The 24,997-nt window shown below is 71.9% G+C and carries 18 protein-coding genes; 9 read left to right on the forward strand and 9 right to left on the reverse strand.

All coding sequences use genetic code 11. The features are described 5' to 3' along the window. Positions 1-24 precede the first annotated feature (24 nt). The gene (locus tag QF034_RS01645; protein WP_307173190.1) at positions 25-1,446 is read left to right on the forward strand and encodes a Tat pathway signal sequence domain protein; all 1,422 of its coding nucleotides are present in this window, start codon (positions 25-27) and stop codon (positions 1,444-1,446) included. Positions 1,447-1,492: 46 nt separating this feature from the next. On the opposite strand, the gene QF034_RS01650 is transcribed toward QF034_RS01645, so the two are convergent. From QF034_RS01650 to QF034_RS01675, 6 genes are all read right to left on the reverse strand, one after another. After that, entirely contained in the window at positions 1,493-2,275 is a 783-nt protein-coding gene (locus QF034_RS01650) for a carbonic anhydrase (RefSeq protein ID WP_370880758.1), read from the reverse strand. 173 nt (positions 2,276-2,448) lie between these two features. Continuing rightward, positions 2,449-4,674, reverse strand: a complete 2,226-nt coding sequence (katG, locus tag QF034_RS01655) for a catalase/peroxidase HPI (RefSeq protein ID WP_307173191.1) — start codon at positions 4,672-4,674, stop codon at positions 2,449-2,451. 51 nt (positions 4,675-4,725) lie between these two features. Further along, positions 4,726-5,163: a Fur family transcriptional regulator gene (locus QF034_RS01660; RefSeq protein ID WP_307173192.1), complete on the reverse strand. Its 438-nt coding sequence runs from the start codon at positions 5,161-5,163 to the stop codon at positions 4,726-4,728. A 179-nt stretch (positions 5,164-5,342) separates the two neighbouring features. Next, positions 5,343-6,287 carry an HpcH/HpaI aldolase/citrate lyase family protein gene (locus QF034_RS01665; protein ID WP_307173193.1) on the reverse strand — a complete coding sequence of 315 codons (945 nt, stop codon included), beginning with the start codon at positions 6,285-6,287 and terminating at the stop codon, positions 5,343-5,345. A gap of 34 nt (positions 6,288-6,321) precedes the next feature. After that, positions 6,322-7,527, reverse strand: coding sequence for a CaiB/BaiF CoA transferase family protein (locus tag QF034_RS01670; protein WP_370880929.1), 1,206 nt, complete (start codon positions 7,525-7,527; stop codon positions 6,322-6,324). Between the two features lie 139 nt (positions 7,528-7,666). Continuing rightward, complete coding sequence (locus QF034_RS01675; RefSeq protein ID WP_307173195.1) at positions 7,667-8,590, reverse strand: LysR family transcriptional regulator; 924 nt, start codon at positions 8,588-8,590, stop codon at positions 7,667-7,669. Between the two features lie 167 nt (positions 8,591-8,757). On the opposite strand from QF034_RS01675, the gene QF034_RS01680 reads away from it, so the two are divergent. After that, positions 8,758-10,167 (forward strand): CitMHS family transporter, encoded by a 1,410-nt coding sequence (locus tag QF034_RS01680; RefSeq protein WP_307173196.1) that lies wholly within the window; start codon positions 8,758-8,760, stop codon positions 10,165-10,167. Between the two features lie 146 nt (positions 10,168-10,313). Further along, on the forward strand, positions 10,314-10,871 hold the full coding sequence (locus tag QF034_RS01685) for a 3-hydroxybutyrate oligomer hydrolase family protein (protein ID WP_307173197.1): 558 nt from the start codon (positions 10,314-10,316) through the stop codon (positions 10,869-10,871). A gap of 12 nt (positions 10,872-10,883) precedes the next feature. Here QF034_RS01685 and QF034_RS01690 read toward each other — a convergent pair whose 3' ends face one another. Beyond that, positions 10,884-11,786, reverse strand: a complete 903-nt coding sequence (locus QF034_RS01690) for a coiled-coil domain-containing protein (RefSeq protein ID WP_307173198.1) — start codon at positions 11,784-11,786, stop codon at positions 10,884-10,886. Positions 11,787-11,955: 169 nt separating this feature from the next. Between QF034_RS01690 and QF034_RS01695 the strand changes: the two genes are divergently transcribed. Next, on the forward strand, positions 11,956-13,401 hold the full coding sequence (locus QF034_RS01695; protein ID WP_307173199.1) for a glyceraldehyde-3-phosphate dehydrogenase: 1,446 nt from the start codon (positions 11,956-11,958) through the stop codon (positions 13,399-13,401). A gap of 54 nt (positions 13,402-13,455) precedes the next feature. Here QF034_RS01695 and QF034_RS01700 read toward each other — a convergent pair whose 3' ends face one another. Next, on the reverse strand, positions 13,456-16,617 hold the full coding sequence (locus QF034_RS01700) for a glycoside hydrolase (RefSeq protein WP_307173200.1): 3,162 nt from the start codon (positions 16,615-16,617) through the stop codon (positions 13,456-13,458). A 216-nt stretch (positions 16,618-16,833) separates the two neighbouring features. On the opposite strand from QF034_RS01700, the gene QF034_RS01705 reads away from it, so the two are divergent. From QF034_RS01705 to QF034_RS01720, 4 genes are read left to right on the forward strand one after another with little or no spacing between them, the layout of a single operon-like run. Next, positions 16,834-18,375 carry an ABC transporter substrate-binding protein gene (locus tag QF034_RS01705; protein ID WP_307173201.1) on the forward strand — a complete coding sequence of 514 codons (1,542 nt, stop codon included), beginning with the start codon at positions 16,834-16,836 and terminating at the stop codon, positions 18,373-18,375. A gap of 13 nt (positions 18,376-18,388) precedes the next feature. Further along, positions 18,389-19,315, forward strand: coding sequence for an ABC transporter permease (locus tag QF034_RS01710; protein WP_307173202.1), 927 nt, complete (start codon positions 18,389-18,391; stop codon positions 19,313-19,315). Positions 19,316-19,329: 14 nt separating this feature from the next. Continuing rightward, the gene (locus tag QF034_RS01715) at positions 19,330-21,339 is read left to right on the forward strand and encodes a dipeptide/oligopeptide/nickel ABC transporter permease/ATP-binding protein (protein WP_307173203.1); all 2,010 of its coding nucleotides are present in this window, start codon (positions 19,330-19,332) and stop codon (positions 21,337-21,339) included. Then, positions 21,332-22,333 carry an ABC transporter ATP-binding protein gene (locus QF034_RS01720; RefSeq protein ID WP_307173204.1) on the forward strand — a complete coding sequence of 334 codons (1,002 nt, stop codon included), beginning with the start codon at positions 21,332-21,334 and terminating at the stop codon, positions 22,331-22,333. The genes QF034_RS01715 and QF034_RS01720 overlap by 8 nt, the downstream gene beginning before the upstream one ends. Before the next feature lie 14 nt (positions 22,334-22,347). Here QF034_RS01720 and QF034_RS01725 read toward each other — a convergent pair whose 3' ends face one another. Then, on the reverse strand, positions 22,348-23,463 hold the full coding sequence (locus QF034_RS01725; protein WP_307173205.1) for an XRE family transcriptional regulator: 1,116 nt from the start codon (positions 23,461-23,463) through the stop codon (positions 22,348-22,350). A gap of 220 nt (positions 23,464-23,683) precedes the next feature. On the opposite strand from QF034_RS01725, the gene QF034_RS01730 reads away from it, so the two are divergent. Continuing rightward, entirely contained in the window at positions 23,684-24,916 is a 1,233-nt protein-coding gene (locus tag QF034_RS01730) for a GNAT family N-acetyltransferase (protein ID WP_307173206.1), read from the forward strand. Positions 24,917-24,997 lie beyond the last annotated feature (81 nt).

Consider the following 24,997-nt stretch of genomic DNA (forward strand, 5'->3'; position numbering starts at 1 on the left):
TGAGAGCGCTCTCAAGGGAGATCCATGACTGGCAGACAAGGCCCGGCGCTGAGCCGGCGTTCGCTCATCGGTGCCGGCCTCGGCATCACTGCCGCGGGGTTGGCCGCGGCGGGCTCCGGGCAGGCCCTGGCGGCCGGTCCGCACGGTGCCGCCGCTTCTGCTCCGGACGGAGCCGGCCCGCTGTCGGCCCCAGCCCGGGGGCGCGCCTTTCTCGCCGCCGCCATGGATGCCTATCCGGACAACGGCAGCATCCGCCTGGCCCAGAGCTACACCGACCAGGCCGGCCTCTTCAGCACCGCGTTCACCTACGACAACGCCCTGGCGATCCTGGCCCTGCTCGCGGCCCGGAGGCAGGAAAGCCTGGCCAGGGCGACGGCGTTGGGCGACGCCCTGCTCTACGCGCAGACGCATGACCCGGCGTACGACGACGGCAGGCTCCGGCAGGCCTACAACGTCGGGCCGTACACCTTCTACGACGGCGCGCCGCAGCCCGACGGCTTCGTCCGGGCGGACGGCGCCGCCAACGTCGGTACGCAGTTCGGCTTCACCGGCACGGCGGTGGGCGACATGGCCTGGGCGGGCATCGCGCTGAGCGCCCTCGCCCTCCGTACGGGGGCGGGTCGTTTCCGCACCGGTGCCGTACGGATCGGCGAGTGGATCGAGCGGACCGGCCGCACCGACGAACCGCTCGGCGGCTACAAGTTCGGGGTCGACGGGGCGAATCAGCGGCTGCCGTTCACGTCGACGGAGCACAACACCGACCTGGTGTGCCTCTTCGGCCGGCTCGCCCGGCTGACCGGCGAGAGGGTGTGGCTGCGGCGGCGGGCGCGGGCCGAGGCCTTCGTACGCCGGATGTGGGAGCCGGCCGGGGGTTTCTTCTACACCGGCACCAACGACGGAGTGACCGTCAACAAGTCCCCGGTCCCGGAGGACACCCAGACCTGGACCCATCTCGCGCTCGGCTCCCGCACGGGCACGTTCGCCCGTTCGCTGGACTGGGCCGTGGCGGAGCTGGCCGTCCTGGATCACGCGGGCCGTACGAACAGCACGGTGCCCCAGGGGCAGTCGTACGAGGGCGTCACCTTCAGTTCCGCGAGCCTGGTGGCGAACGAGGACGCGCCGATCGCGGAGGGCCGGCCCAGACCCGACCGCGACGGTGTGTGGTTCGAGGGGACGGCTCATCTCGCGCTCGCCCTGCGGGACCGCGGGAAGCGGGGTGACGAAGCGCGCGCCCGGCGGCTGCTCGCCTCGGCCGAGCAGGCCCAGGACCTGCTGGGCGGCGGTCAGACCGTCGGCGGCGAGGCGCTGCCCGAGCGGGCCGGGGTGGTGTCCGCGAGCAGTCCGCTGGACACCGGGTTCGGCTTCGGCTACTACCCGTACCGGCACACGGGTGCGACGGCCTGGTACCTGATGGCGGCGGCGCGCTTCAATCCGCTGCGGGCGTGACAGGCCGGGCCCGGCCCGCTGTGGCGTACGGCGGGCCGGGCTGCTCTCAACTGACGTGGTGGACCGCTTGGTTGCTCAGTTCGTAACGGGCGCCGACGATCGCCAGCTTGCCGGTGCTCACCTTGGCGGCGAGGTCGGGCTCGGCGGCCAGCCGGGAGCGGACGAGTCGGACGTTGGCGTCGACCGTGGCGTCGATCCGCGCGTCCCCCTGCGTGCTGTGGTCTATGGCCGGGCGTATCTGGTCGGCGAGGTACTGGATGTGGGCGGGCAGGTGCCCGCCGGACTGCTCCGCCTCGACCGCGGCACGCACCGCGCCGCACGACTGGTGCCCGAGCACCACGACCAGCGGTATGCCCAGTTCCAGGACGCCGTAGGCGACGCTGCCGAGCACGGCCTCGTCCAGGACCTCCCCGGCGGTGCGTACGGTCATCAGGTCGCCCAGCCCCTGGTCGAAGACCAGCTCCGGGGGCACGCGGGAGTCGATGCAGCCGAGCACGACCGCGAAGGGGTGCTGGGCGGTGGTCAACTCCCGCCGGATCGCCGGGGTTTCGTGCGGGTGGCGTTCGCGGAAGGCGCGCCAGCGGCGGTTGCCCGCGGCCAGTTCCGCGAGGGCCTCCTGCGGGGTGCTCGGCCGCGGTCCGGTGCCGGGCGCGCTCGTGGCGGCGGCGGCCGGGCGGGCGGCTGTGAGGCCCGCGCCGAGGGCCGCGGCCCCGGTCAGCGCGGTGCGCAGAAGAGTGCGGCGGACGGTGCCGCCTGCGGTCGGCCGTGGACCGGCGAAGGGGTGCGGTTCAGGGCCGGTGCCTCTATGGGCGGTGGCTGTTGAGTTCACGGCCAGAACGTATGCCCGACCGCGCGCGCGACCGCGGCCCTTGCCGTTTCATGGTGAGAGTTGGGTAAGTGATGTTCTTACCTTGAAGTCTTTTTGACGGTCCCTCAGGCAACCATCAGCACGCCCGGGCCTCCCGGCCCGGGCGTGCTGTCATGCGGAGGTGATCAGACCAGTCAGACCAGGTCGAACCGGTCCAGGTTCATGACCTTGACCCACGCGGCGACGAAGTCCTTCACGAACTTCTCCTTCGCGTCGTCGCTCGCGTAGACCTCGGCGAGCGCCCGCAGCTCGGAGTTCGAGCCGAAGACCAGGTCGGCGCGGCTGCCGGCCCACTTGACCTCGCCGGTGGCGGCGTCGCGGCCCTCGAACGTGGTCTGGTCCTCGGAGGTCGCCTTCCACGTCGTGCCCAGGTCGAGCAGGTTGACGAAGAAGTCGTTGGTCAGCGACCCGGGCGTCGTGGTGAAGGCGCCGAGCTGGGACTGCTGGTAGTTGGCGCCCAGCACCCGCAGGCCGCCGACCAGGGCGGTCATCTCGGGGGCGCTCAGGGTGAGCAGGTTCGCCCTGTCGAGCAGCAGGTACTCGGCCGGCAGGCGGTTGCCCTTGCCGTGGTAGTTGCGGAACCCGTCGGCGGTCGGCTCGAGCGCCTCGAAGGACTCGGCGTCGGTGTGCTCCTCCGTCGCGTCCACACGGCCCGGTGTGAAGGGGACCTCCACCTGGAAGCCGGCTTCCTTGGCGGCCTTCTCGACGGCGGCGGTGCCGCCGAGGACGATCAGGTCGGCCAGGGAGACCTTCTTGGCGCCGGCGCCGGCGTTGAACTCCTGCTGGACGTTCTCCAGGACGCGCAGCACCTGGGCCAGCTCGTCGGGCTCGTTGACCTCCCAGCCGCGCTGCGGCTCCAGGCGGATGCGGGCGCCGTTGGCACCGCCGCGCTTGTCGCTGCCGCGGAAGGTGGAAGCAGAGGCCCACGCGGTGGTGACCAGCTGCGAGACGGACAGACCCGACTCGAGGAGCTTGGTCTTGAGGGTCGCGATGTCCCCGGCGTCGATGGGCTCGCCCTCGGCCTCGGGCAGCGGGTCCTGCCAGATCAGGGTCTCCTCCGGGACCTCCGGGCCGAGGTACAGCGACTTCGGGCCCATGTCACGGTGGGTCAGCTTGAACCAGGCGCGGGCGAAGGCGTCCGCGAACTCCTCCGGGTTCTCGTAGAACCGGCGGGAGATCGGCTCGTAGATCGGGTCGAAGCGCAGCGCCAGGTCCGTGGTGAGCATCTTCGGGCGGTGCTTCTTCGAGGAGTCGTGCGCGTCCGGGACGATCTCCGGGGCGTCCTTCGCCACCCACTGGTGGGCACCGGCCGGGCTCTGCTCGAGCTCGTACTCGAACTCGAAGAGGTTCTTGAAGAAGCCGTTGCTCCACTGGGTGGGCGTCGAGGTCCAGGTGACCTCCAGGCCGGAGGTGATGGCGTCCCCGCCCTTGCCCGTGCCGTAGGTGCTCCGCCAGCCCAGGCCCTGCTCCTCCATGGAGGCGGCCTCGGGGTCGGCACCGACGTGGTCGGCCGGGCCGGCGCCGTGGGTCTTGCCGAAGGTGTGGCCACCGGCGATCAGGGCGACGGTCTCCTCGTCGTTCATCGCCATGCGGCGGAACGTCTCACGGATGTCGCGGGCCGCGGCGAGCGGGTCCGGGTTGCCGTTCGGGCCCTCGGGGTTGACGTAGATGAGGCCCATCTGGACGGCGCCGAGCGGGTTCTCCAGCTCGCGGTCGCCGGTGTAGCGCTTGTCGTCGAGCCAGGTGGTCTCGGGGCCCCAGTACACGTCCTCCTCGGGCTCCCAGACGTCCTCGCGGCCGCCGGCGAAGCCGAAGGTCTCGAAGCCCATCTGCTCCAGGGCGACGTTGCCGGTGAGGATCATGAGGTCGGCCCAGGAGATGCTCTGGCCGTACTTCTTCTTGACCGGCCACAGCAGACGGCGGGCCTTGTCCAGGTTGCCGTTGTCCGGCCAGCTGTTGAGCGGGGCGAAGCGCTGCTGGCCGGCGCCGGCGCCGCCGCGGCCGTCGCTGATGCGGTAGGTGCCCGCGCTGTGCCAGGCCATACGGACCATCAGGGGGCCGTAGTTGCCGAAGTCGGCCGGCCACCAGTCCTGCGAGGTGCTCAGCACCTCGGCGATGTCCTGCTTCACGGCCGCGAGGTCGAGGGCCTGGAACGCCTCGGCGTAGTCGAACTCCTCACCGAGCGGGTTGGCCACCTCGGGGTTCTTGGCAAGGATCTTCAGGTTGAGGCGCTCCGGCCACCACTGACGGTTGCCGCCCCCCTGGGTGGGGTGCAGGGCGCGGCCGTGCGCCACGGGGCAGCCGCCGCTCGTCTCCTCCTGCTTCGCGTCGGTGACGATCGCGTCGTGGTTCTCAGTCATGGAAATCCTTCCGGACGGGGTGGATCACGGTGCTCGGGTGGATCACATCGCTCAGGAACTGCGGGCGGTGGAGCAGGCGGGGCACAGGCCCCAGTAGATGACCTCGGCCTCGTCGACGGCGAAGCCGCGGTCGTCGGACGCGGTCAGGCAGGGGGCGTGGCCTACCGCGCAGTCGACGTCGGCGACGGTCCCGCAGGACCGGCACACGAGGTGGTGGTGGTTGTCGCCGACCCGTCCCTCGTACAGGGCCGGGCTGCCGGGTGGGTCGAGGCGGCGTATGAGTCCCGCCGCGGTGAGTGCGTGGAGCCCCTCGTACACGGCTTGGACGGAGATGTGGCCGACGCGGCCGCGTACCTCGGAGGCGATCGCCTCGGCGCCGAGATGGTCGCCGTCCCGCACGGCCTGGAGCAGTGCGACGCGCGCGGCCGTCACCCTCAGGCCGGCGCCGCGCAGTTCGTCGGCGGCGGTGGGGTTCCGGGATGCGGTCATGGCGAACAACCTAGCCGCACAAACACGAATGATTCAAGAAAACGAACGGTTCAATTTTGGTGTCGCGCGGGTGCTGCCGGGTGTGACGCGGGTACGGCTTGGCGTGGCGCCCCAGTTGGCACCCTGTGAGCTCGGTCACAGCACCGATGATCGCGCTTCGGTGCGGTGGCGGGATGGTGTCAGCCGTGTCCGTGTCGCGCCAGCACCGCCCGTGCGGTTTCGGCCATGGCCTCGTCGACCATCCGGCCCTCGAAGGTGAGGGCGCCGACGCCGTCGCGCTGGGCCGCTTCCACGGCTGCGACGAGGCGCGCGCAGCGGTCCAGCTCTTCGCGGGTGGGTGCGAAGACCTCGTTGATCACGGGGACGTGGGCCGGGTGGATGGCCATCATCCCCTCGTAGCCGAGGGCGCGGTTCTGCTCGGCGAAGGCGCGCAGGCCCGTCAGGTCGGTGATGTCCGTCCACAGCCCGGTCACCGGCCCGGGGGCTCCGGCGGCGCGGACGTCGAGCAGGACGCGGGAGCGCAGGGCCAGGGTCTCGGTGCCCTGAGGACTCCAGCGGTAGCCGACGGCGCGTTCCACGTCGCCGCCGGGTGCGGTCAGGGCGCCGACGTGTGCCACCCGGGGGGCCGCGGCGGCGATGTCGTAGGCGTCGCGCAGGGCGCGGGCCGACTCCAGCAGCGGGACGAGGGCCGTCGTGCCGGCGGGCAGGCCGTGCTCGTGTTCGCACCAGCCGATGAGACGGTCCGCGAGCCGTACGTCGGCGGCGGTGTGCACCTTGGGCAGGACCACCCCGGCCAGTCCGGGGCGTACAACGGCACGCAGTTCCTCGGCGGCGGCCCAGGCGTCGAGCGGGTTGACCCGGACGAACAGGGCCATGCCGCCGTCCGGTTGCGCGGCGGCCTCCGCCAGGGCCTCGGCCACCCGGGCGCGGGCGAGCGGCTTCTCGGGGGCCGGAACCGCGTCCTCCAGATCGAGCACGACGGCGTCGGCACCGGCCGCGCGCGCCTTGGGCAGCCAGTCTGTACGGAGGCCGGGGACGAAGAGGAGGGAGCGGAGCGGGGGCCGGGGGGCGATCGAGGTGCCGGGCGTGGTCGCGCTGTGAGGCGTGGTCGCGGTTCGGGGCATCGTTGCACTGCGGGCTCTGGTCGCGCTGTGGGGCTCAGACGACATCATTCTTCTCCAGTTCGGCCAGTTCCTGGTCGCTCAGTCCGAGCCAGTCCCGGTACACGAGGTCGTTGTCCTGGCCCAGCGCCGGCCCGGTGCGCCAGACGCGGCCGGGGCGTTGCCGGAAGTGCGGGATGACCGCCTGCATGCGGACATCGCCCAGGTCGGGGTCGGCCACGGTGACGATGTCGCCGCGCTCGGCGTAGACCGGGTCGGCGGCGATGTCGGCCGCGTCGAAGACCCGCGAGGCCACCACCTCGGCGCGGGCGAAGGCCTCCAGGCACTCGGCGGCGGTGCGGTCGGCCACCCATGCCCGCAGTCCGTCGTCCAACTCCCCGCGCCGCGTGTGCTGTTGCTCCGACGTGGCGAATTCCTCCTCCGGCAGGCCCAGCAGCCGGGCCACGTTGCGCACCGAGCGCAGGGTCGCGGAGGTGACGGTGATCCACTGCTCGTCGCGGGAGCGGTAGGTGTTGATCACGGCGGCGGGCGCGACCGCCAGCTGGTTGCCGGAGCGCTGCGGCACGGTTCCCAGCTGGTCGTGGACGATGACCTGCCACTCGACGAGCCGGAACAGGGGCTCGAACAGGGCGAGGTCGATCCACTCGCCGTCGAACCCGGGGTCGTGGTCGCGCCGGTGGAGGGCGGCGAGGACGGCGTAGGCACCCATCAGGCCGGTCACGGCGTCGCCGTGCGAGAAGCCGGTGTGGACGGGCGGCCCGTCGGGGGAGCCGGTCAGGTGGACGACGCCGCTGCGGGCCTCTCCCATCTTGCCGAAGCCGGGGGCGTCGGCCTGGCTGGAGGTGGCGCCGAAGCCGGAGATCTGGAGCAGGACGGCCTTCGGGTTGATCCGGTGCACGGACTCCCAGTCGAGACCCCAGCGGCGCAGGCGCCCGGCACGCAGGGTCACGATGACGACGTCCGCCCAGGCCACGAGCCGGTGGGCGACCGCGCGGCCCGCCTCGTGGTGCAGGTCGAGCGTGACGGAGCGCTTGTTGCGGGCGGCCACCTTGAACCACAAGGGCACGCCGTCGCGCCGGGGCCCCATCGCGCGGGCGGCGTCGCCGGCGCCCGGGGGTTCGACGTGGACCACGTCCGCGCCCTGGTCGGCGAGCATCGAACCCGCGAGCGGCCCGGCCACCACATGAGCGAACTCGACCACTTTCAGTCCGCGCAACTGCCCCTGTCCGGTGGCGTTCGGCATGTCCTTGTCCGGCACGGATGCGTCCCCTCGGTTCAGCTGATCGGTTCTTCAGACTGCCGAGGTGCAGAAATGCCTGTCCAGCAAAAGAAGACCATCAATCCATGCGGTCAACGCATGAATCGAGGCTCTTGACGGCGGCTCAGGCCCAGGAGACTCCCGGCGGCAGGTCCCTGCCCTGGGCGCGGAAGTCCTCGAGCGTCTCCAGGAAGCGCTCGGTGACGCGCGGGAGGGTGCGGCGGGCCCGCAGGGCGATGTCGAGGCGCCGGTCGACCACGGGGGCGACGAGCGGCCGGAACACGAAGGGCCCGGTGCCCAGCAGGGGCAGCACCAGGGCGGGCAGCGCGCTCACGCCGAGTCCGGCGGCGACCAGTCCGCCCACGGTGGCGACACTGCCGGCCTCCGCCGCCGGTACGGTGTGCGCGTCGACCTGGCCGAACGCGGCGTCCGTCAGCCGCCGCACGCTCGAGTCCCGTCCGACGGCGAGGAACGGCTCGCGGGCCAGGTCCGCCCAGCCGACCTCGTCGCGGGCGGCGAGCGGATGGTCCTCGCGCAGGACCGCGACGAAACGGTCGCGCACCAGCGGGCGGTGCTCCAGCCGCTCGGGCGGCACGCCGACCGTGGTGATCGCGAAGTCCGCGTCGCCGGACAGGACCCGGTTCAGCACGGCCCGTTCCAGGCCGTCGAGCAGGCGTACGGCCACGCGCGGCCGGTCGGTGCGGAAACCGGAGATGACCTGCGGAAGCAGCACCGCGGCGACGGAGGGCAGGGTAGCGACGGCGACGGTGCCGGACTCGCCGAGCAGGAAGCGGTCCAGTTCCCTCATCCCGGCCCGGTGGGCACTGAGGATCTGCTCGGCGATCCGCAGCGCCTCGGCACCCGCGGCGGTCAACTGCACGTTGCGCGTGTCGCGTTCGAGCAGCTGGGCGCCGACCTGCCGCTCCAGGTCGGCGACCGCGCGGCTGAGGGACGACTGCGAGACGCCCAACTGGGCGGCCGCCGCGGTGAAACTCGTCGCCCGGGCGACGGCCGCGTACGCCGTGAGTTGACGCAGGGTGGCATCCATGGCCGGGAAGCGTACGTCAGAGCGAGCCGATTGATGCGGGGATCGCATGGAGAGATGCCGGTTTGATGCTGGACAGGGATCACCCGGCGCTCGGACACTCTCGGCTATCCCCGTACGCCCCGCTCTCCCGCCGACGGGGACCGCGACCCGAGAAAGCGAGCGCCACCATGCCGGCAGCCCTGGGCTTCGCCACGATCGCCCTGTTCCTGTTGCTCACCATGACGAAACGGGTCTCGGTGCTGGTCGCGCTGGTGGTGCTTCCGGTGCTCGCGGCGCTGGCGGGCGGGTTCGCGGGCGAGCTGGGCGGCATGGTGCTCGACGGGCTGTCGAAGGTGGCGCCGACCGGCATCATGATCGCCTTCGCCGTGCTGTACTTCAGCCTCATGGTCGACGCGGGTCTGTTCGATCCGCTGATCCGCGGTCTGCTGCGGCTGGCCAAGGGTGATCCCATGCGCGTCACCGTCGCCACGGCCGTCCTCACGCTGTGCGTGGCCCTGGACGGCGACGGGGCGTCCACGTTCCTCATCACCGTCTCCGCGCTGCTGCCCGTCTACCGGAAGCTGGGCATGAGTCCGCTGGTGCTGTCCGGTGTCGTCTGCCTGGGGGCGGGCGTGATGAACATGATTCCCTGGGGCGGGCCGACGGTGCGCGCCATGGCGGCGCTGAAGCTGGAGAGTTCGGACGTCTTCACGCCCGTGCTGCCCGCGATGGGGTTCGGGATCGCGTGGGTCCTGGTGGCGTCCTGGCTGATCGGCCGTCGGGAGCGGCAGCGGCTCGGCGCTCTCACCGGGCCGGGCGAGGATGCCGCCGCCGGCGAGCCGGTTGCGGTGACGGCCTCCGCGCCCGGTGACGAGCCGGTTCCCGCGAAAGTCTCCGCATCCGGTGACACCCCGGTTCCCGCGACAGCACCCGCGCCCGGTGACGGTCCGGGTGCCGTCCGGGTCGCCGCGCCCGCGCCGCGCCGGCTGACGTTCTTCAACCTGCTGCTGACCGTCGTGCTCGTCGTGGCGCTGATCCTGGAGGTCATGCCGCTGCCGGTGCTGTTCGTCCTCGGGTTCGCGGTGGCTCTGCTGGTCAACCACCCCACGTGGGAACAGCAACAGGCGCTGCTCGACCGGCACGCGAAGAACGTCGTGCTCGTGACCACCATGATCTTCGCGGCCGGTGTGTTCACCGGGGTCCTCACCGGGACCGGGATGATCGACGACATGGCCGAGGCGCTCGTGTCCGTGATACCGGACTCCCTCGGCGGCCATCTGCCGGTCCTCGTGGCCGTCACGGGCATGCCGCTGAGTCTGGTCTTCACCCCGGACGCCTACTACTTCGGTGTCCTGCCCGTCCTCGCCGAGACGGCCCACGGCTTCGGCACCGACCCGGCGGAGGTCGCCCGGGCCGCCGTCCTCGGCCAGATGACGACGGGCTTCCCGCTCAGCCCGCTCACCGCCGCCACGTTCATCCTGGTCGGCATGAGCGGCGTCCAGCTCGGCGAGCACCAGCGCTTCATCTTCCGCTGGGCCTTCGCCACCACGCTCGTGATGACCGCCGGTGCCGTCCTCACCGGCGCCCTCTCCCTCTGACGGAGGATCGGCATGCCCGCCCACCCCTCACGGTTCCTCCCGCCGCTGCTCGCCGTGTCGCTCGCCGCCTCCGCCCTGCCCGCGGCCGCCGCCCGGGCCGACCGGGGCGGCGGCCTGCCGTCCTTCGCCGGTTCCGTCACCTCGCGTTGCCGGACGGCGCACCCGACTACAACCTCGACGGCGAGCTGTGCGCCTACCGGCTGGCGTTGCCCGGCAAGGCCGCGAACTCCGGGGAGAGGGCGTGGGCGCGCCGGGTGGGCCGGGGCCTCGACGCGACCCGGCGTAACGGCGACCTGCACGGCAAACCCGCCCTGATCGTGCACGGCCGCGACGACACCCGGGTCCCGGTCAACCACAGCTCCCGGCCCTGTCTCGGGCTCAACTCCCGTGCCGAGCACGGCAGAAGCGCGCTGTCCTACGTGGAGATCACCAACGCCCACCACAGCGACAGCACCGCGCCCGGCTACGACAACCGCTACGTCCCGCTCGGCTTCTACTTCCCGCAGGCACTCGACCTGATGTGGGCCCGGCTCACCGAGGGCCGCGCGCTGCCGCCCAGCCAGGTCGTACGGACCGTGCCGCGCGGGGGCGAACCCGGCCACGCGCCGGTGCTCACCCGGGCCGATGTGCCGCCCCTCTCGGCGTCGCCCGCGCCCGGGGACCGCATCCGTGTGCGGTCCGGTGCGGTCCAGGTACCCGGCTGAGAACCGTCCCGCCTACCGGTCGTCCGACGAGGTCAGGCGTTCGAGCTGGGCGGTGGCCGTCGCTGCCTTGCGGTCCGCCTCGCGGACGCGGCGGTCGGCCGTGCGCGCCCGTTCTCGGGCCGACCGCTCGGCGAAGCGGGCCTGCTGGTGTTCATCCCTGGTGCGGGCCAGTTCCTCGGTGAGCTCGCCGACGCGCCGCTGGAGGCGGGCCATCTGCTGTGTCGCCTCCTCCACGGCCTGGCCGGCGGCCGCCGCCTCGTCCCTCAGCGCCCGCAGCTCCCGGTCGGCGGCCTCGGCCTCCCGGCGGGCCTGCGCCAGCCGTCGCCGCTGTTGCTCGCCGGCCTTCCGGTCCGGACGGGAGGAGGCCGGCGCGGCGGACGGGCGGCGCTGCGTCGTGGCGCTGTCCGGAACGGCCCTCTCCTTGACGGCGCTCGCCTCAGCGGCCGGGAAGCCGACGGCTGCACTGAGCGGCTTGGCCAGCCGGCCGCTCGCCCACGCCTCCGCGGCCTCGGGGTCGGCCAGGACCGCGTGCAGGGTGTTCTCGACCTCGCGCTGCACGCCTTCGCCGATCGGATGCCCGGCCTCCGCGGTGAGCTGCCGGGCCTGAGCCGACAGGGCGCGGATGAGCGCGTGCTGCTGCCGGCTCAGTTCGCGCAGTTGGGTGCGGTCCAGGGAGTGGTGGGCCTGCCGCAGTCCTTCGCCCAGGCGGAGCAGGGGCTCGACATCGCCGGGCCGGCTGCGGACCAGGAGGTTGCCGGCCCAGGCCGCGAGGCTGGGTTTGCGCAACGTGCCGATCCGCTCGGCGAGTTCCCGGTCGCCGGCCGTGCGGGCGGCGGCCACGGCCGATGAGCGGGCGGCGGTGAACTCCTCCGGCCGCAGGGCGTACAGCTCGTCGGCCACAGCGTCGAAGTCCATGAGCGTCCCTTTCGCGTGGGGCTCTGTTCCGATCATCCCAGGCGAGGCCGCGAGGGGCTCGTGGAGCGCGGCGTTCCGGCGGGGCGGAACACTCCTGAGGTACCCCGTTCATGATCCAGAAATCGGACGGTTTAACATATGAGCGCCGCCTAGCTCGAAAGATGGATCTGTGACTGTCAACGACGACTCGTTCACCAACTGGAAGAACCGCGAGGAGATCGCGGAGTCGATGATCCCGATCATCGGGAAGCTGCACCGGGAGCGGGACGTGACCGTCCTGCTGCACAGCCGCTCCCTGGTGAACAAGTCGGTGGTCAGCATCCTCAAGACCCACCGGTTCGCCCGGCAGATCGCCGGCGCGGAGCTCTCGGTCACCGAGACGCTGCCGTTCCTGCAGACCCTGGCCGAGCTCGACCTCGGGCCGTCCCAGATCGACATCGGCATGCTCGCCGCGACGTACCGCGAGGACGACCGCGGTCTGTCGGTCGCGGAGTTCACCGCCGAGGCCGTCGCCGGTGCCACCGGAGCCAACAAGATCGAGCGCCGCGAGGGGCGTGACGTCGTCCTCTACGGGTTCGGCCGCATCGGCCGGCTCGTGGCCCGGCTGCTGATCGAGAAGGCCGGCTCGGGCAATGGTCTGCGGCTGCGTGCCATCGTCGTACGCGGCGGAGGCGAGCAGGACATCGTCAAGCGCGCCTCGCTGCTGCGCCGTGACTCCATCCACGGCCAGTTCCAGGGCACGATCACCGTCGACGAGGCGACCAGCACGATCGTCGCCAACGGCAACGCGATCAAGGTCATCTACGCGAACGACCCGTCCGAGGTCGACTACACGGCGTACGGCATCAAGGACGCCATCCTCATCGACAACACCGGCAAGTGGCGTGACCGCGAGGGCCTGTCCACGCACCTGCGCCCCGGCATCGACAAGGTCGTGCTGACCGCGCCCGGCAAGGGCGACGTCCCGAACATCGTGCACGGCGTCAACCACGACACCATCAAGCCGGACGAGCAGATCCTGTCCTGCGCCTCCTGCACCACGAACGCGATCGTGCCGCCGCTGAAGGCGATGGACGACGAGTTCGGGGTCCAGCGCGGCCACGTGGAGACCGTCCACTCGTTCACCAACGACCAGAACCTGCTGGACAACTACCACAAGTCCGAGCGCCGGGGCCGCAGCGCGCCGCTCAACATGGTCATCACCGAGACGGGTGCCGCCTCCGCCGTCGCCAAGGCGCTGCCCGGCCTCAAGGCGAAGATCACCGGCAGCTCCATCCGGGTCCCGGTGCCGGACGTCTCCATCGCGATCCTCAACCTCCAGCTCGCCCGCGAGACCACCCGCCAGGAGGTGCTCGACTACCTGCGCGAGGTGTCGCTGACCTCGCCGCTGAAGCGCCAGATCGACTTCATCAGCGCCCCCGACGCGGTCTCCAGCGACTTCATCGGCTCGCGCCACGCCTCGATCGTCGACGCCGGCGCCACCAAGGTCGAGGGCGACAACGCCATCCTCTACCTCTGGTACGACAACGAGTTCGGCTACTCCTGCCAGGTCATCCGTGTCGTGCAGCACGTGTCCGGGGTGGAGTACCCGACGTACCCGGCTCCGGCGGTCTGAGCCCTGGGGACCACGCGGGGCGTGTCCGGCTGGCACGCCCCGCGTTCTCATGCGTCAGGAGCGGGTCAGCTCGATCCTGTACTGCCGTGTCCGCGAGCCGTCCTCGCTGCTCACGTCCACGACCGTCACGCGTGATGTCTCCTCGCGGACGGTCACGGTCGCGTACGGGTCGCGCGGCGTGGCGGTGACCTTCGCCCGGTCCGGGCGGTCGGTGGTCACGCGGTAGCTCGTCCGGTCCGGGTCGAAGCCGCCGATCGCCGCGCCGTCCACCTCGATCGACGCGGCGGCGGCGTCCGCGGAGGCGCCGGGTGTCCTGGCGAAGAGCTCGATCTCCCCGAGGGTGATGTAACCGCCCGGGCGGGCCGTCATGACCACGCGTACCCCGGTCACCGGGCCGGAGGCGCGCACCGGGACGTCGACGACGGGTGTGCCCTCCGTGCCGACGGGCACGGTCTCGCTCGCGTCGGTCCACGTGCCGTCGGCCCCGCGCACCTGCACCTTGAGGGACTCCGCGAAGCTGACGTTGGTGCCGTCGCGGTGGAAGTGGGTCACGACCCGGGTCAGATCGCGCGCCTCGGGCAGGGTGAAGGTGATGGTGTCGGACGGGTTCTTCGTGCCGGACCTCCAGTTCGACCAGGCCTTCTCGGTGGTGTTGCCGTTGCGCAGGCCCTCGGCGGAATAGCCGCTCTCGGTGTACGTGGCGCCGACCGTCACGCCCTCGTCGGGCGCCGCGTTCCGCTCCCGGGGTGCGGTGACCTGGACGCGTACGGTCGCCGCCGCCTCGGTGCCGCCGGGAACGTGGGCGGTGCCGCGCAAGGTCACGACTCCGGCCTTGTCGAACGCGCCGTCCGGAGCGGGGTCCCAGGTGACCGGGAGGCCGGCGGTTCCGCCGTGCCGTCCGACGCCGGTGACGGTGGCGGGCAGGTCGGGCCGTCCGCCGGTGTACGTCTTGGCGCGGGCCGGGAGGGTGGCGGCGATGGTGTCCACGGTGACGACCGCCTCGGCGCGGACGGTCCGTCCGAGGGCGTCGGTCGCCTTGCCCTTGACCCGCACGGTTCCGGGCTTGCTCCAGCGCGCCTCGGAGGGCAGCGTCCACCGCACGGGGAGGGCGCCCCGGGCGCCGTCCCGGAAGACGGGCGTCACGGTGCCGGGCAGCTCGGGCGCGCGGCCGGGGACGGTGAACGCCTTGGCCGGCTGCGTGCGCAGCACCGTCTCGTCGGTCACGCCCCAGCGCTGGTTCGCGGTGGAGGTGGGGAGGAGGGCCGAGACGCGGGCGCCGTCCGCCGTCGACTGCCCGACGACGTCGAGCAGCCGGCCCGTGGCGGCGTTGACGAACGTCCAGGTGCCGTCCCCGGTGGTCGACATGATCCACTGCCCGGCCGAGGTGTCGGCGTCTTCGAGAACGGCCTCGTCGTCCCGTACGGCGAGACGATCGCCGGTCTCCGCGTTGACGAGGGCGTAGCGCTCCCGGTTGCCGTCCCCGCGGGTCAGCTGCTTCACCGACCACAGCTGGGACTTGGCACCGGGGTCGGCCGTACGGACGACGACGCCCTTGCCGTCGGCGGACGGGGCCAGGGACTTGCCGCCCTGGGCTCCCTGGAGACGGTAGACGTGGCCGGGCTGGACGAGCGCGGCGTCCTCGGCGGTGCCGGACACACCGTCGACGAGGAGGGTGGTGACCGACTTCGCCGGGACGGTCACCGTGGCGGAGTCGTCCTTCACCCGCACCGGTGTGCCGCGGACGAGCGCTCCGCCGGCGCTGGTCACCACGGGCGTGACGGTGGCGCCGGGGGCGACGCGCTTGAACCGCGAGAGGTCCAGAGTCACGGCACGCGGGGTCGTGCCGTTGTTGACGTGCACGACGGTCGCCCCGCGGCCGGACTTGCGGACGGCGGCGACGCTGGAGGGGTCGTCGGCCTTGACGAAGTGGTCGCCGGGCCGGATGTGATGGGTGAAGTTGCGCAGGGTGTGGAACTTGGTGTTGGCCCGGATCGGGCAGGTCTCCAGGGTGTCCTTCGCGGTGCAGTTGAACGGGATGTGGATGCTGCCCCAGTTCTTGCCGGCCTGCGCCTGCGGGATGGAGTCCTCGACGGGCTGCCACAACACCCAGGCGGACGGCTCCAGTTCACGGATGTCCTCGACGACCCGGGTGGCGATGCCGAGCCCCGGTTCCATGCCGGTGAAGTCGGTGCCGGTCCCCCAGGTGCCCTCGATCTCGCTCATCCAGAACGGCTTGTCCGCGGCCTTGGCGCTGTCCCGGGCGCTGGTGCGCATGCCGGTGCCGTACGTGTGCACGTTGAGCTGGTCCACGGCGGCGCGGGCGGAGCTGTCGTAGGCGTTCCAGTTGCGGACGAAGGTGCTGGGGTTGGTCTCGTCCATCGCGGAGATCGTCGCGCGGGTTCCCGACTTCTCCAGTGCGCGGCGCAGGGCCAGGACGACCTTCTGCTGGAGTTCCGGGCCGGCGTGCGCGCCCTCCTGGCGGCCGCCGGTGGGCTGTCCGTCGGGGCCGATCTGGGTGCCCCAGTAGTTGGTGTTGGGCTCGTTGAGCGGGGCGATGGTGTCGAACCTGATGCGGTGCTTCTTCTCCAGCTGCTCGGTCACCTTGACCAGGTAGGTGGCGAAGTCGTCGACGCGGTCGGCCCGTATCTGGTCGGTGCCCGCGTCGAAGCCGCCCGAGACGTAGCCGCTGACGGTCTGGAACCACGGCGGGGAGTTGCTGAACGCCTCCCAGCGGGTGACTTTCTTCTTGACGCGGTCCACCCACCAGCGCTGGCCCGGGTCGGCGGACCAGTCCCAGTGGTCGGGGTTGTCGGGGTTCCACCAGTCGGTGTCCGCCCTGGTGGTGCCCTCGGGGGCCTTCCAGAAGCCGTCCATCGTCGCGCCGGTCTTCATGTAGTCCTTGCGGACGTCCGGGGCGTTGCCGCCGCCGATGTTGTAGCGCGCGATGTTGAGGCGGAGGCCGTCCTCACCGAACAGCATGTCGGCGAGCTTCTGCCGGATGGGCTCCGGGTAGCGGCCGGTGATGTTGGCGAACCAGACGAGGCTCGTCCCCCACCCTTCGAACTCCTGCTGCCGGTAGGACGGGTCGATCCGGACCGTGACCGCGCTGCCGGGCGGTTCAGCGGCAGCGGCAGGAGGCACGGTCAGGAGTCCCGCGCCGAGTGCCAGGGGGACGCTGACCGCCCATGCACGGGCGAGGCGATGTCTGCTGGACATGAATTCCCTTCGGGAGCGAACAGAACCGCGCAGAACCAATCGAGTTTCCCGAATGTTTTAGGACGGCAATCAACACGTCAAGAGGTACGGCGAGTTGAGACCCGCGCACACCCCTTGACGCACTCCGCCTCGCCAGCCCAATAATGATCGCCCACGGATCGTCCACATATCTAAACGACGTTCTCTGTTGTGTACGGGAGCGAACGCGGAGGCGCAGTGACCGGTTCAGGCTTATCCCGCAGTCGTCCGATCGTCGCGTCCCTCGCCGTCCTGCTCGCCGCCTCCGGCTGCTCGGTGGCCGGTGCCGACCCCATCGGCGGCGGCCCCGACACCCTGCGCATCGTCCTGCCCGAGGAACCGCCGACGCTCGAACCCTGTGACGCCTCGCTGACCGCGACGGGCCGGGTGACACGCGCCAACATCACGGAAGCGCTCACCGAGCGCGAACCGTCCACCGGACGCCTGGAACCCGCCCTCGCCACCAAGTGGACCCGCGATTCGGCCACTTCGTGGACCTTCACCCTCCGCAGGGGTGTCACCTTCCACGACGGTTCGCCGTTCACCGCGGCGGCGGCCGCGTTCTCCGTCAAGCGCGCCACGGACTCGGGGATCGACTGCAACGTCGACGGCTACATCTTCGCGGACAGCGAGCTCACCGCCACGCCCGTCGACGACACGACGCTCCGGGTCACCACGGCGAAGCCCGACCCGATCCTGCCGCTGCGCCTGTCCTTCGTCGAGATCGTGCCGACGAGCACCGACCCGGACTCCCGCGTGCGCGACCCGGTCGGCACCGGGCCCTACCGGATCGACGAGTGGAACCAGGGCCGCTATCTGCGGCTGAAGCGCTTCCCCGGCTACTGGGGCAAGACCCCCGACTTCGCCGCCGCCACCTATGTCTGGCGCGCCGAGGGCAGTGTGCGCGCGGCGATGGTGACGAACGACGAGGCGGATGTGGCGATCGGGCTGGCGCCGGAGGACGGGGCGGGCGACCGGGCCGTGGAGTTCGCCACCAACGAGGTCTCCTACCTGCGGATGGACGCCACCAAGGCGCCCTTGAACGACATCCGGATCCGGCAGGCCGTCAACTACGCCATCGACCGGGAGGGTCTGGTCACGGCGGTCTTCGCCGGCCGGCCCACCGGGCAGCTCGTGGCGAAGGGCGTCACCGGCCACAACCCGCGCCTGCGGCCGTGGCCCTACGACCCGGAACACGCCCGGAAGCTCGTCGCCGAGGCCCGCGCCGACGGAGTCCGCACCGACACCACGCTCACCGTCATGGGCCGCAACGGCATCTACCCCAAGGCCGCCGAAGCCATGGAGGTCGTCCAGGACGGCCTGATCAAGGCCGGGTTGAAGGTGAGGATCAAGATGCTCGACGTCAACGCCTGGCTGGAGTACCTGCTGCGCCCCTTCCCCGCCGGCGACACCGGCCCCACCCTGCTCCAGGCACAGCACGGCAACCAGGCGGGGGACGCCGCGTTCACGATGGCGCAGATCTACGGCAGCGAGGGCGCCCAGAGCAGCTACGGCACAGAGGCGCTCGACAGGCTCATCGAACAGGCCGAGCTCGCCTCGGGCGGGAAACGGCAGAAGGCGTTCGCGGACGCGTTCACCTACCAGAACGACGAGGTCGTACGGGACGCCGTCATGGCCAACATGACCGGACTGCTGGCGCTCTCCCCCAAGGTCCGCTACCGGCCCGATCCGTCCACCAACGACGAGATGCGGCTCGCCGACATGCGGCGCGCGGACTGAGGGAGGACTTCACGTGCTGACCCTGCTGCGCCGCCGCGCGGTCTCGAGCGTCGTTCCGCTGCTCGTGGTGGTGCTCGGCGTGTTCTTCCTGGCCCGCCTCACCGGCGACCCCGCCAACCTGTACCTGCCGCTGAGCGCGACACCCGAGATGCGGGCCGAGTTCGCCGCCCGCAACGGCCTGGACGACCCGCTGATCAGCCAGTTCGGCGACTACCTCGCCCAGGTCGCCCACCTCGACTTCGGCGAGTCGCTGCGCACTGCCCAGCCGGCGGGCGAGGCCGTCCTGCGGGCCTTCCCCGCCACCCTCCAGCTCGCCGGCTGGACGATGCTGCTCGCCATCGTGGGCGCCGTGGTCATCGGCAGCCTGGCGGCCTACCGCCCCGACTCGGCGACCGACCGGATCGCCGGCTTCCTGTCCTCCACGGCCGCCAGCGTCCCCGACTTCTGGATCGCCATCATGGGCGTGCTGGTCTTCGCGGTCACGCTGGGCTGGCTGCCCACCTCCGGCACGAGCGGCGCGGCGGCCTGGGTGCTGCCCGTGGCCACACTGCTGATCCGGCCGTTCGGCGTGCTGGTCCAGGTGGTGCGCGGTGCCATGGTCTCCGCGCTGTCCGCCCCGTACGTGAAGGTGGCCCGCGCCAAGGGGGCCTCCGAGCCCCGGGTGGTCTTCGGGCACGCCCTGCGCAACGCGGCCGCACCGGCGCTGACCGTCGCGGGCGATCTGGCCGTGGGGCTGGTCAACGGGGCCGTCGTCGTCGAGACGATCTTCGGCTGGCCCGGCATCGGCAAGCTCATGATCGACTCGGTGCTCCAGCGCGACTTCGCGGTGCTCCAGGCGGCCGTGCTCCTGACCGCTCTGGCGATCTTCGCCCTCAACATCCTGGTGGACCTCTGCCACGCGCTTCTCGACCCGCGGGTACGGCAGCGGGCGGCGGCATGAGCCAAGGACGGGACATGCTTCAGAAAGCCACATCCGAGCCGGACGGCACGACCGTACGCCGCCGGTGGTTCGCCCTGCTGCTCCGGGACCGGTTCGCCTGCGCGGCGGCCCTCGTCCTGCTCATGGTCGCGCTGTGCGCCGTCCTGGGACCACTGCTGGCCGAGGATCTGGCGACCCGTCAGAACCTGCGCGCCCCAGGCCGGCCGCCCTTCAGCCTCGACCACGGCTGGGCCTTCGTCCTCGGCAGCGACTCCCTCGGCCGGCCCGTCGCCGCGCGGCTGCTGACCGCCGCCGGGACGACACTGGCCGTGGCGGTGCCCGCCGTGCTGTGCTCGCTGGTCATCGGCTCGGTGTGGGGCATGTGGGCGGGGTATCACGGCGGTTGGCGCGAGAACGTGTCGCTGCGGGTGGCCGACGTGATCCTCAGCTTCCCCTCCCTGCTGCTGGCCGTGGTGGTGCTGTACGTCTTCTCGCCGAGCGCGGCGAGCATCGTGCTGGTCCTGGCCGTCGCCCGCATCCCCGTGTACCTGCGCACGGCCCGGGCCGAGGCGGCGGAGTTGCGCAGCCGGCTGTTCGTGGACGCGGCCCGTACCTTCGGCACGGGCGGCTGGGCGGCCATCCGGCGGCATGTCGCGCCGAGTGTGCTGCCGACCCTGCTCACCGTCGCCGCGCTCGACTTCTGCTTCGTGATGCTGGCCGAGTCGTCCCTGAGCTTCCTGGGCATCGGCATCCAACCACCCGACGTCAGCTGGGGGTTGATGGTGGCCCAGGGGCGGCAGGAGCTGCAGAGCGCGTGGTGGATCGCGCTCTTCCCGGGGCTCGCGATCGTCCTGACGACCGTCTCGGCGACCGTTCTCGCCTCCTGGGCCCGGATGACGACCGACCCGGGGCAGCGGTGGCGGGAGGGGGTACGGCGGAGCGGGTGGCGTGCTCGCCGGTCGCGCAGGGCGAGCGCTGACCCGGCACCTCGTGACAGTGCCGTCGCCCAGCCGGACGCGACCACTTCCCCCGGCGGCAGCCGTCCCATCGGCCCCGCACAGGCCACGGCGGCCGACGTCCTGGTCGTGGACGGCCTGTCGGTCGACGTCCACACGCCGGCCGGGCCCGTCCACGTCGTCCGCCGGGTCGGCTTCTCCGTGCGATCGGGCGAGACGCTGGCGCTGCTGGGCGAGTCGGGCTGCGGCAAGAGCATGACCGCACACGCCGTCGCCGGCCTGCTCGACCCGGTCGCGGAGGTGGTGGGCGGGCAGGTGCGCCTCGACGGCGAGGACCTGCTCGGGCTCGGCGCCCGGGCCAGGCGCCGGCTGGCCGGCCCCGGTGTGGCCATGGTCTTCCAGGACGCGCTCAGCGCGCTCAACCCCGTCCTCACGGTCGGCACCCAGCTCGCCGAACCGTTCCGCATCCACGAGGGCGTGTCCCGGCGCGCGGCGAAGGCCAGAGCGGTGGAGCTGATGGAACGCGTCGGCATCCCGGAGGCCCGCTCCCGGGCGGACGCCTATCCGCACCAGTTCTCGGGAGGCATGCGTCAGCGCCTGCTGATCGCGACGGCGGTCGCCCTGCGGCCGAGGGTCCTGATCGCCGACGAGCCCACGACGGCACTGGACGTCACCGTGCAGGCGCAGATCATGGACCTCCTCGGCGAGTTGCGCGGCGAACAGCGGACGGCGCTCGTCCTCATCACCCACGACCTCGGGCTCGCCGCCGAGCACGCGGACCGGGTCGCCGTCATGTACGCCGGGACGGTGGTGGAGACCGGGCCGGTCGCCGAGGTGTTCGGCAAGCCCCACCACCCGTACACACAGGGCCTGTTGGCGTCCGTACCGGCCGAGCAGCACCGGGGCTCCCGCCTGATTTCCATCCCGGGGAGCCCACCGGACCCGGGCGCGGTGCCGCCCGGCTGTGCCTTCCGTACGCGCTGTCCCATGGCCCGGGAGCGCTGCGCCACCCACCGTCCGGCGCTGACCGGCACCGGTGACGGCCGGGCCGCCGCCTGCCACTTCGGGAAGGAACTGGCCGATGCCTGATAACGGGGCACTGCTGGAGGCCACCGGTCTGGCCAAGAGCTTCACGGTCCGGCGAACCCTACGAGGCGGCACCCGGCTGCGGGCCCTGGACGGGGTGGACCTGACACTGGGACGCGGGGAGACCCTGGGTCTGGTCGGCGAGTCCGGCTGCGGCAAGTCCACGCTGGCCAGAGTCCTCCTGCGGCTGGAGCGGCCCGACGCGGGCACGGTGCGGTACGCGGGAGTCGACCCCTTCGCCTTGTCGGGTGCGGAACTGCTCGCCTGGCGCCGGAAGGTGCAGATGGTGTTCCAGGACCCGTTCGGTTCGCTCAACCCCCGTCTGTGCGCGGCGGATCTGATCGGCGAGCCCTGGCTGACCCACCGCGGTCTCGTCCCCGCATCGAAGCGGGCGGCCCGCGTGGCCGAGCTGCTGGAGATGGTCGGCCTGCGCGCGTCGGACGCGAGCCGTCATCCGCACGAGTTCTCCGGGGGACAGCGGCAGCGGATCGGGATCGCCCGCGCCCTGGCGCTGGAGCCGGAGGTGATCGTCTGCGACGAACCCGTCTCCGCGCTGGACCTGTCGGTGCAGGCGCAGGTGCTCAACCTCCTGTGCGACCTGCGGGACGAGCTGGGGTTGTCCTACGTGTTCATCTCGCACGACCTGTCGGTGGTGCGGCACCTCGCCGACCGGGTCGCCGTGATGTACCTCGGCAAGATCGTGGAGACGGGCCCGACGGAGGAGGTCTACGAGCGGCCGCGCCACCCGTACACGGAGGCGCTGCTGTCGGCGGCCCCCGCCCCCGCGGCCGGCGGCGGACGCAAGCGGCAGCGCATCCTGCTCACCGGCGAGATCCCCTCACCGGCCGACCCGCCGTCCGGATGCCGGTTCCGGACCCGGTGCCGGCGGGTGCGGGACCTGTGCGCCGAGGAGGTCCCGGCGCCGCCGCTCCCGGGGCCCGTGCAGGGCGCGGCATGCCACTTTCCTCTGGAGGAGACACCGCCGGCGACTGTGTGAGGGCGGTGCCCTCGTCAGCCGACGGCACCCACCAGGAACTCCTGGTCCCGTGACCCCGTGCAGCGCTGCTGGGCGATCTCGGCACCCGCCGCACGATCGTCGGCGCCGTTGACGCCGAGACACATCCCGTTCTGCACCACGTGAATCCGGTATTCGTTCCCCTTGGCACCCTTGGACCCGTCAAGGGGTTCGAAGAAGAAGTGCTGGCTGGTGCGGTCCGCCGAGCAGCTTTCCCAGGGCCAGGGTTCGAGCAGTCCCTCGACGACATGACCGCTGCCGAGCGCGGTGAGACAGCCGTCGCCGTACACCGGGTGGCGCCACTGGATGTAGTACGAGCCCGTGTTGCCGACCGACACGAGTGAGAGGTCCGGTGGTGTGGCGTCGGCACAGGGACGCTGGACGGCGACCTGGCTTCGGTAGCGCCCCTTGCGGTCGTGGCCCTCGGTGACGCACAGCGTAGGGGCCAGGGCGGGCCGGATCCTGGATCGGCCTGGTTCCGGGCCGTCGACGCCGGCGGTCAGGGTGGAGGCCGAGGAGGAAGCCAGGCCTGCGGCGATCCCGGCCCCACGCGCCGCCGCGTCCCGGCCGCCCTCCTCGCCGGGCAGCAGCGCCCAGGTCCCCACAGCGGCGAGCAGCAGCCCGGCGGTGGCGGTGGCGGCGAGAGTTCGTCGGCTTCGGACCCGGCCGACGACCGGGGCCGGGTTCGCGGCCAGGACCTCGGCTGTTGACAGGGCGGAGTGTTCCGGCGTCCCCTCGGGCGCCGGCCCTTCGCCGGACGGCGTCGGCCCTTCACCGCCAGGCTTCGGCCCTTCACCGTCTGGAGTCGGCCCCTTCTCCGCCCGCGGCGGCGGTTCGGCGGCGGCCAGCCGGTCTCTGGCCTCCAGCCACGTGTCGGTGTCCTCGCCCCTCCCGCACGCGCGGACGAACGCGGCGACCACCTCCGCACGCGGCAGCGAGTCCCGGCGCAGCGCGTCGGCCACGGTACTGCGCGCGAGCACGTCCCCGCGCCGTTCCGCGCTCGCCTCCAACTGGCGGTAGGTCAGGCCGGCCTGTTCCTTCAGCCGGCGCATGCACGCCACGAACTCGGAGGCGTTGCGCGCCTCCCTCGGTAACGGACCCTCTCTACCCATGACCGGCCATCCTCGTCCCGCCCCGGACGCTGGACAATCCGGGATTCTGCCAATCCTCCGTGACGTGATCCACCGCTTCGACGAGATCGGGCCGGCCTGCCTGCACCCTCGGTGGGCGCGGGCTGAGCCGTAATTCGTTTGACCGGGCCTCGGGGCAACGCTGCACTGTGGCGGGACATCACGAGTCGTGGTGCCGGTATCCGAGGAGGCAGCGGCAGCAATGGAGATCCGTTCCACGACCGACAAGGATCTCGACGTCTTCGTCGACACAGTCCATGCCGCGTTCGGGCGCTTCCCGGAAACCCCGGTCGAGGGCGGCGGGCTCTGGTGGTCGGCGCTCGAAATGGACCGCTGCCTGCTCGCCCTGACGGCGGACGGGCGGCCCGTCGGCACCGCCGCCGCGCACCCTTTCGAACTCACCCTGCCCGGTGAGGCCATCGTCCCGGCCTCCGGGGTGACCGCCGTCGGCGTCCTGCCCTCCCACCGGCGCCGAGGGGTGCTCAGCACGATGATGCGGCACCAGCTCACCGAGTTGCGGGCCCGAGGAGAATTCCTCTCCGTGCTGCTGGCCTCCGAGGCCCCGATCTACGGCAGGTTCGGCTACGGACCGGCGACCTACACGCAGCAGCTGACGGTGCCGCGCCACCGGGCCGCCCTCGCCGTTCCCCGGGCCCGCACCGTGGCGGGCGCCCCAGTGGCCGGCTCGGACAACGACTCGGTCGAGGTACTGCGGCGTGCCGAGTGCGGCGAGATCCTGGAAGAGGTGTACGAGCGGTATCGCCGCGCCCAGCCCGGCGCGCTGTCCCGGCCGCACCGCTGGTGGGCCCTGCGCGCGGGGCAGCCCCCGATCTCGCCGGCTCCGCGCTACGTCGCCGTCCACCGGGACGCCGACGGCGTCCCGGACGGGTACGCCAGCTACTCGATCGACGAACCCCACACCTTGACGGTCGACGAGACCATCGCCACCGACGACGCCGTCTTCACGGCCCTGGCCCGGTTCGCACTCGGACACGACCTGGTCACTCAGGTCGTGTTCAAGCACGTCCCGCCCGAGCACCCGCTGCGCTGGCAGCTTGCGGACTTCCGCGCCGGCCAGGTGAGCGACGAGATGGACTGGCTCTACGTACGGCTCCTGGACATCCCCCATGCCCTGACCTCACGTGGCTGGTTCACGGACGGCGAACTCGTCCTCGACGTCGACGACCCGTTCCTCGGCGAACCCGGCCGCTACCTGCTGACCGTCCAGGAAGGCAAGGCCGACTGCATCCCGACAGACCGGGAGCCCGACCTGTCCATGGACGTGCGCGACCTGGGCTCGATCTACCTCGGCGGCACCGCCCCGAGCACGCTCGTGCGTGCCGGGCACGTCCTGGCCCACCACCCGAATGCGGCCACCCTCGCCGACGCCCTCTTCCGCGCCGAACGTCCCCCGCACTGCCTGCACTGGTTCTGACCGCAGCGGCCGGGCTGGAACGGGCGCGCGGTCACGAACACACCGGCCCGCTCGGTCTGCTCGGCCTCGCCGGGTGGCTGA

The sequence above is a fragment of the Streptomyces africanus genome, assembly GCF_030816955.1.
Classification (GTDB): Bacteria; Actinomycetota; Actinomycetes; order Streptomycetales; family Streptomycetaceae; genus Streptomyces; species Streptomyces africanus.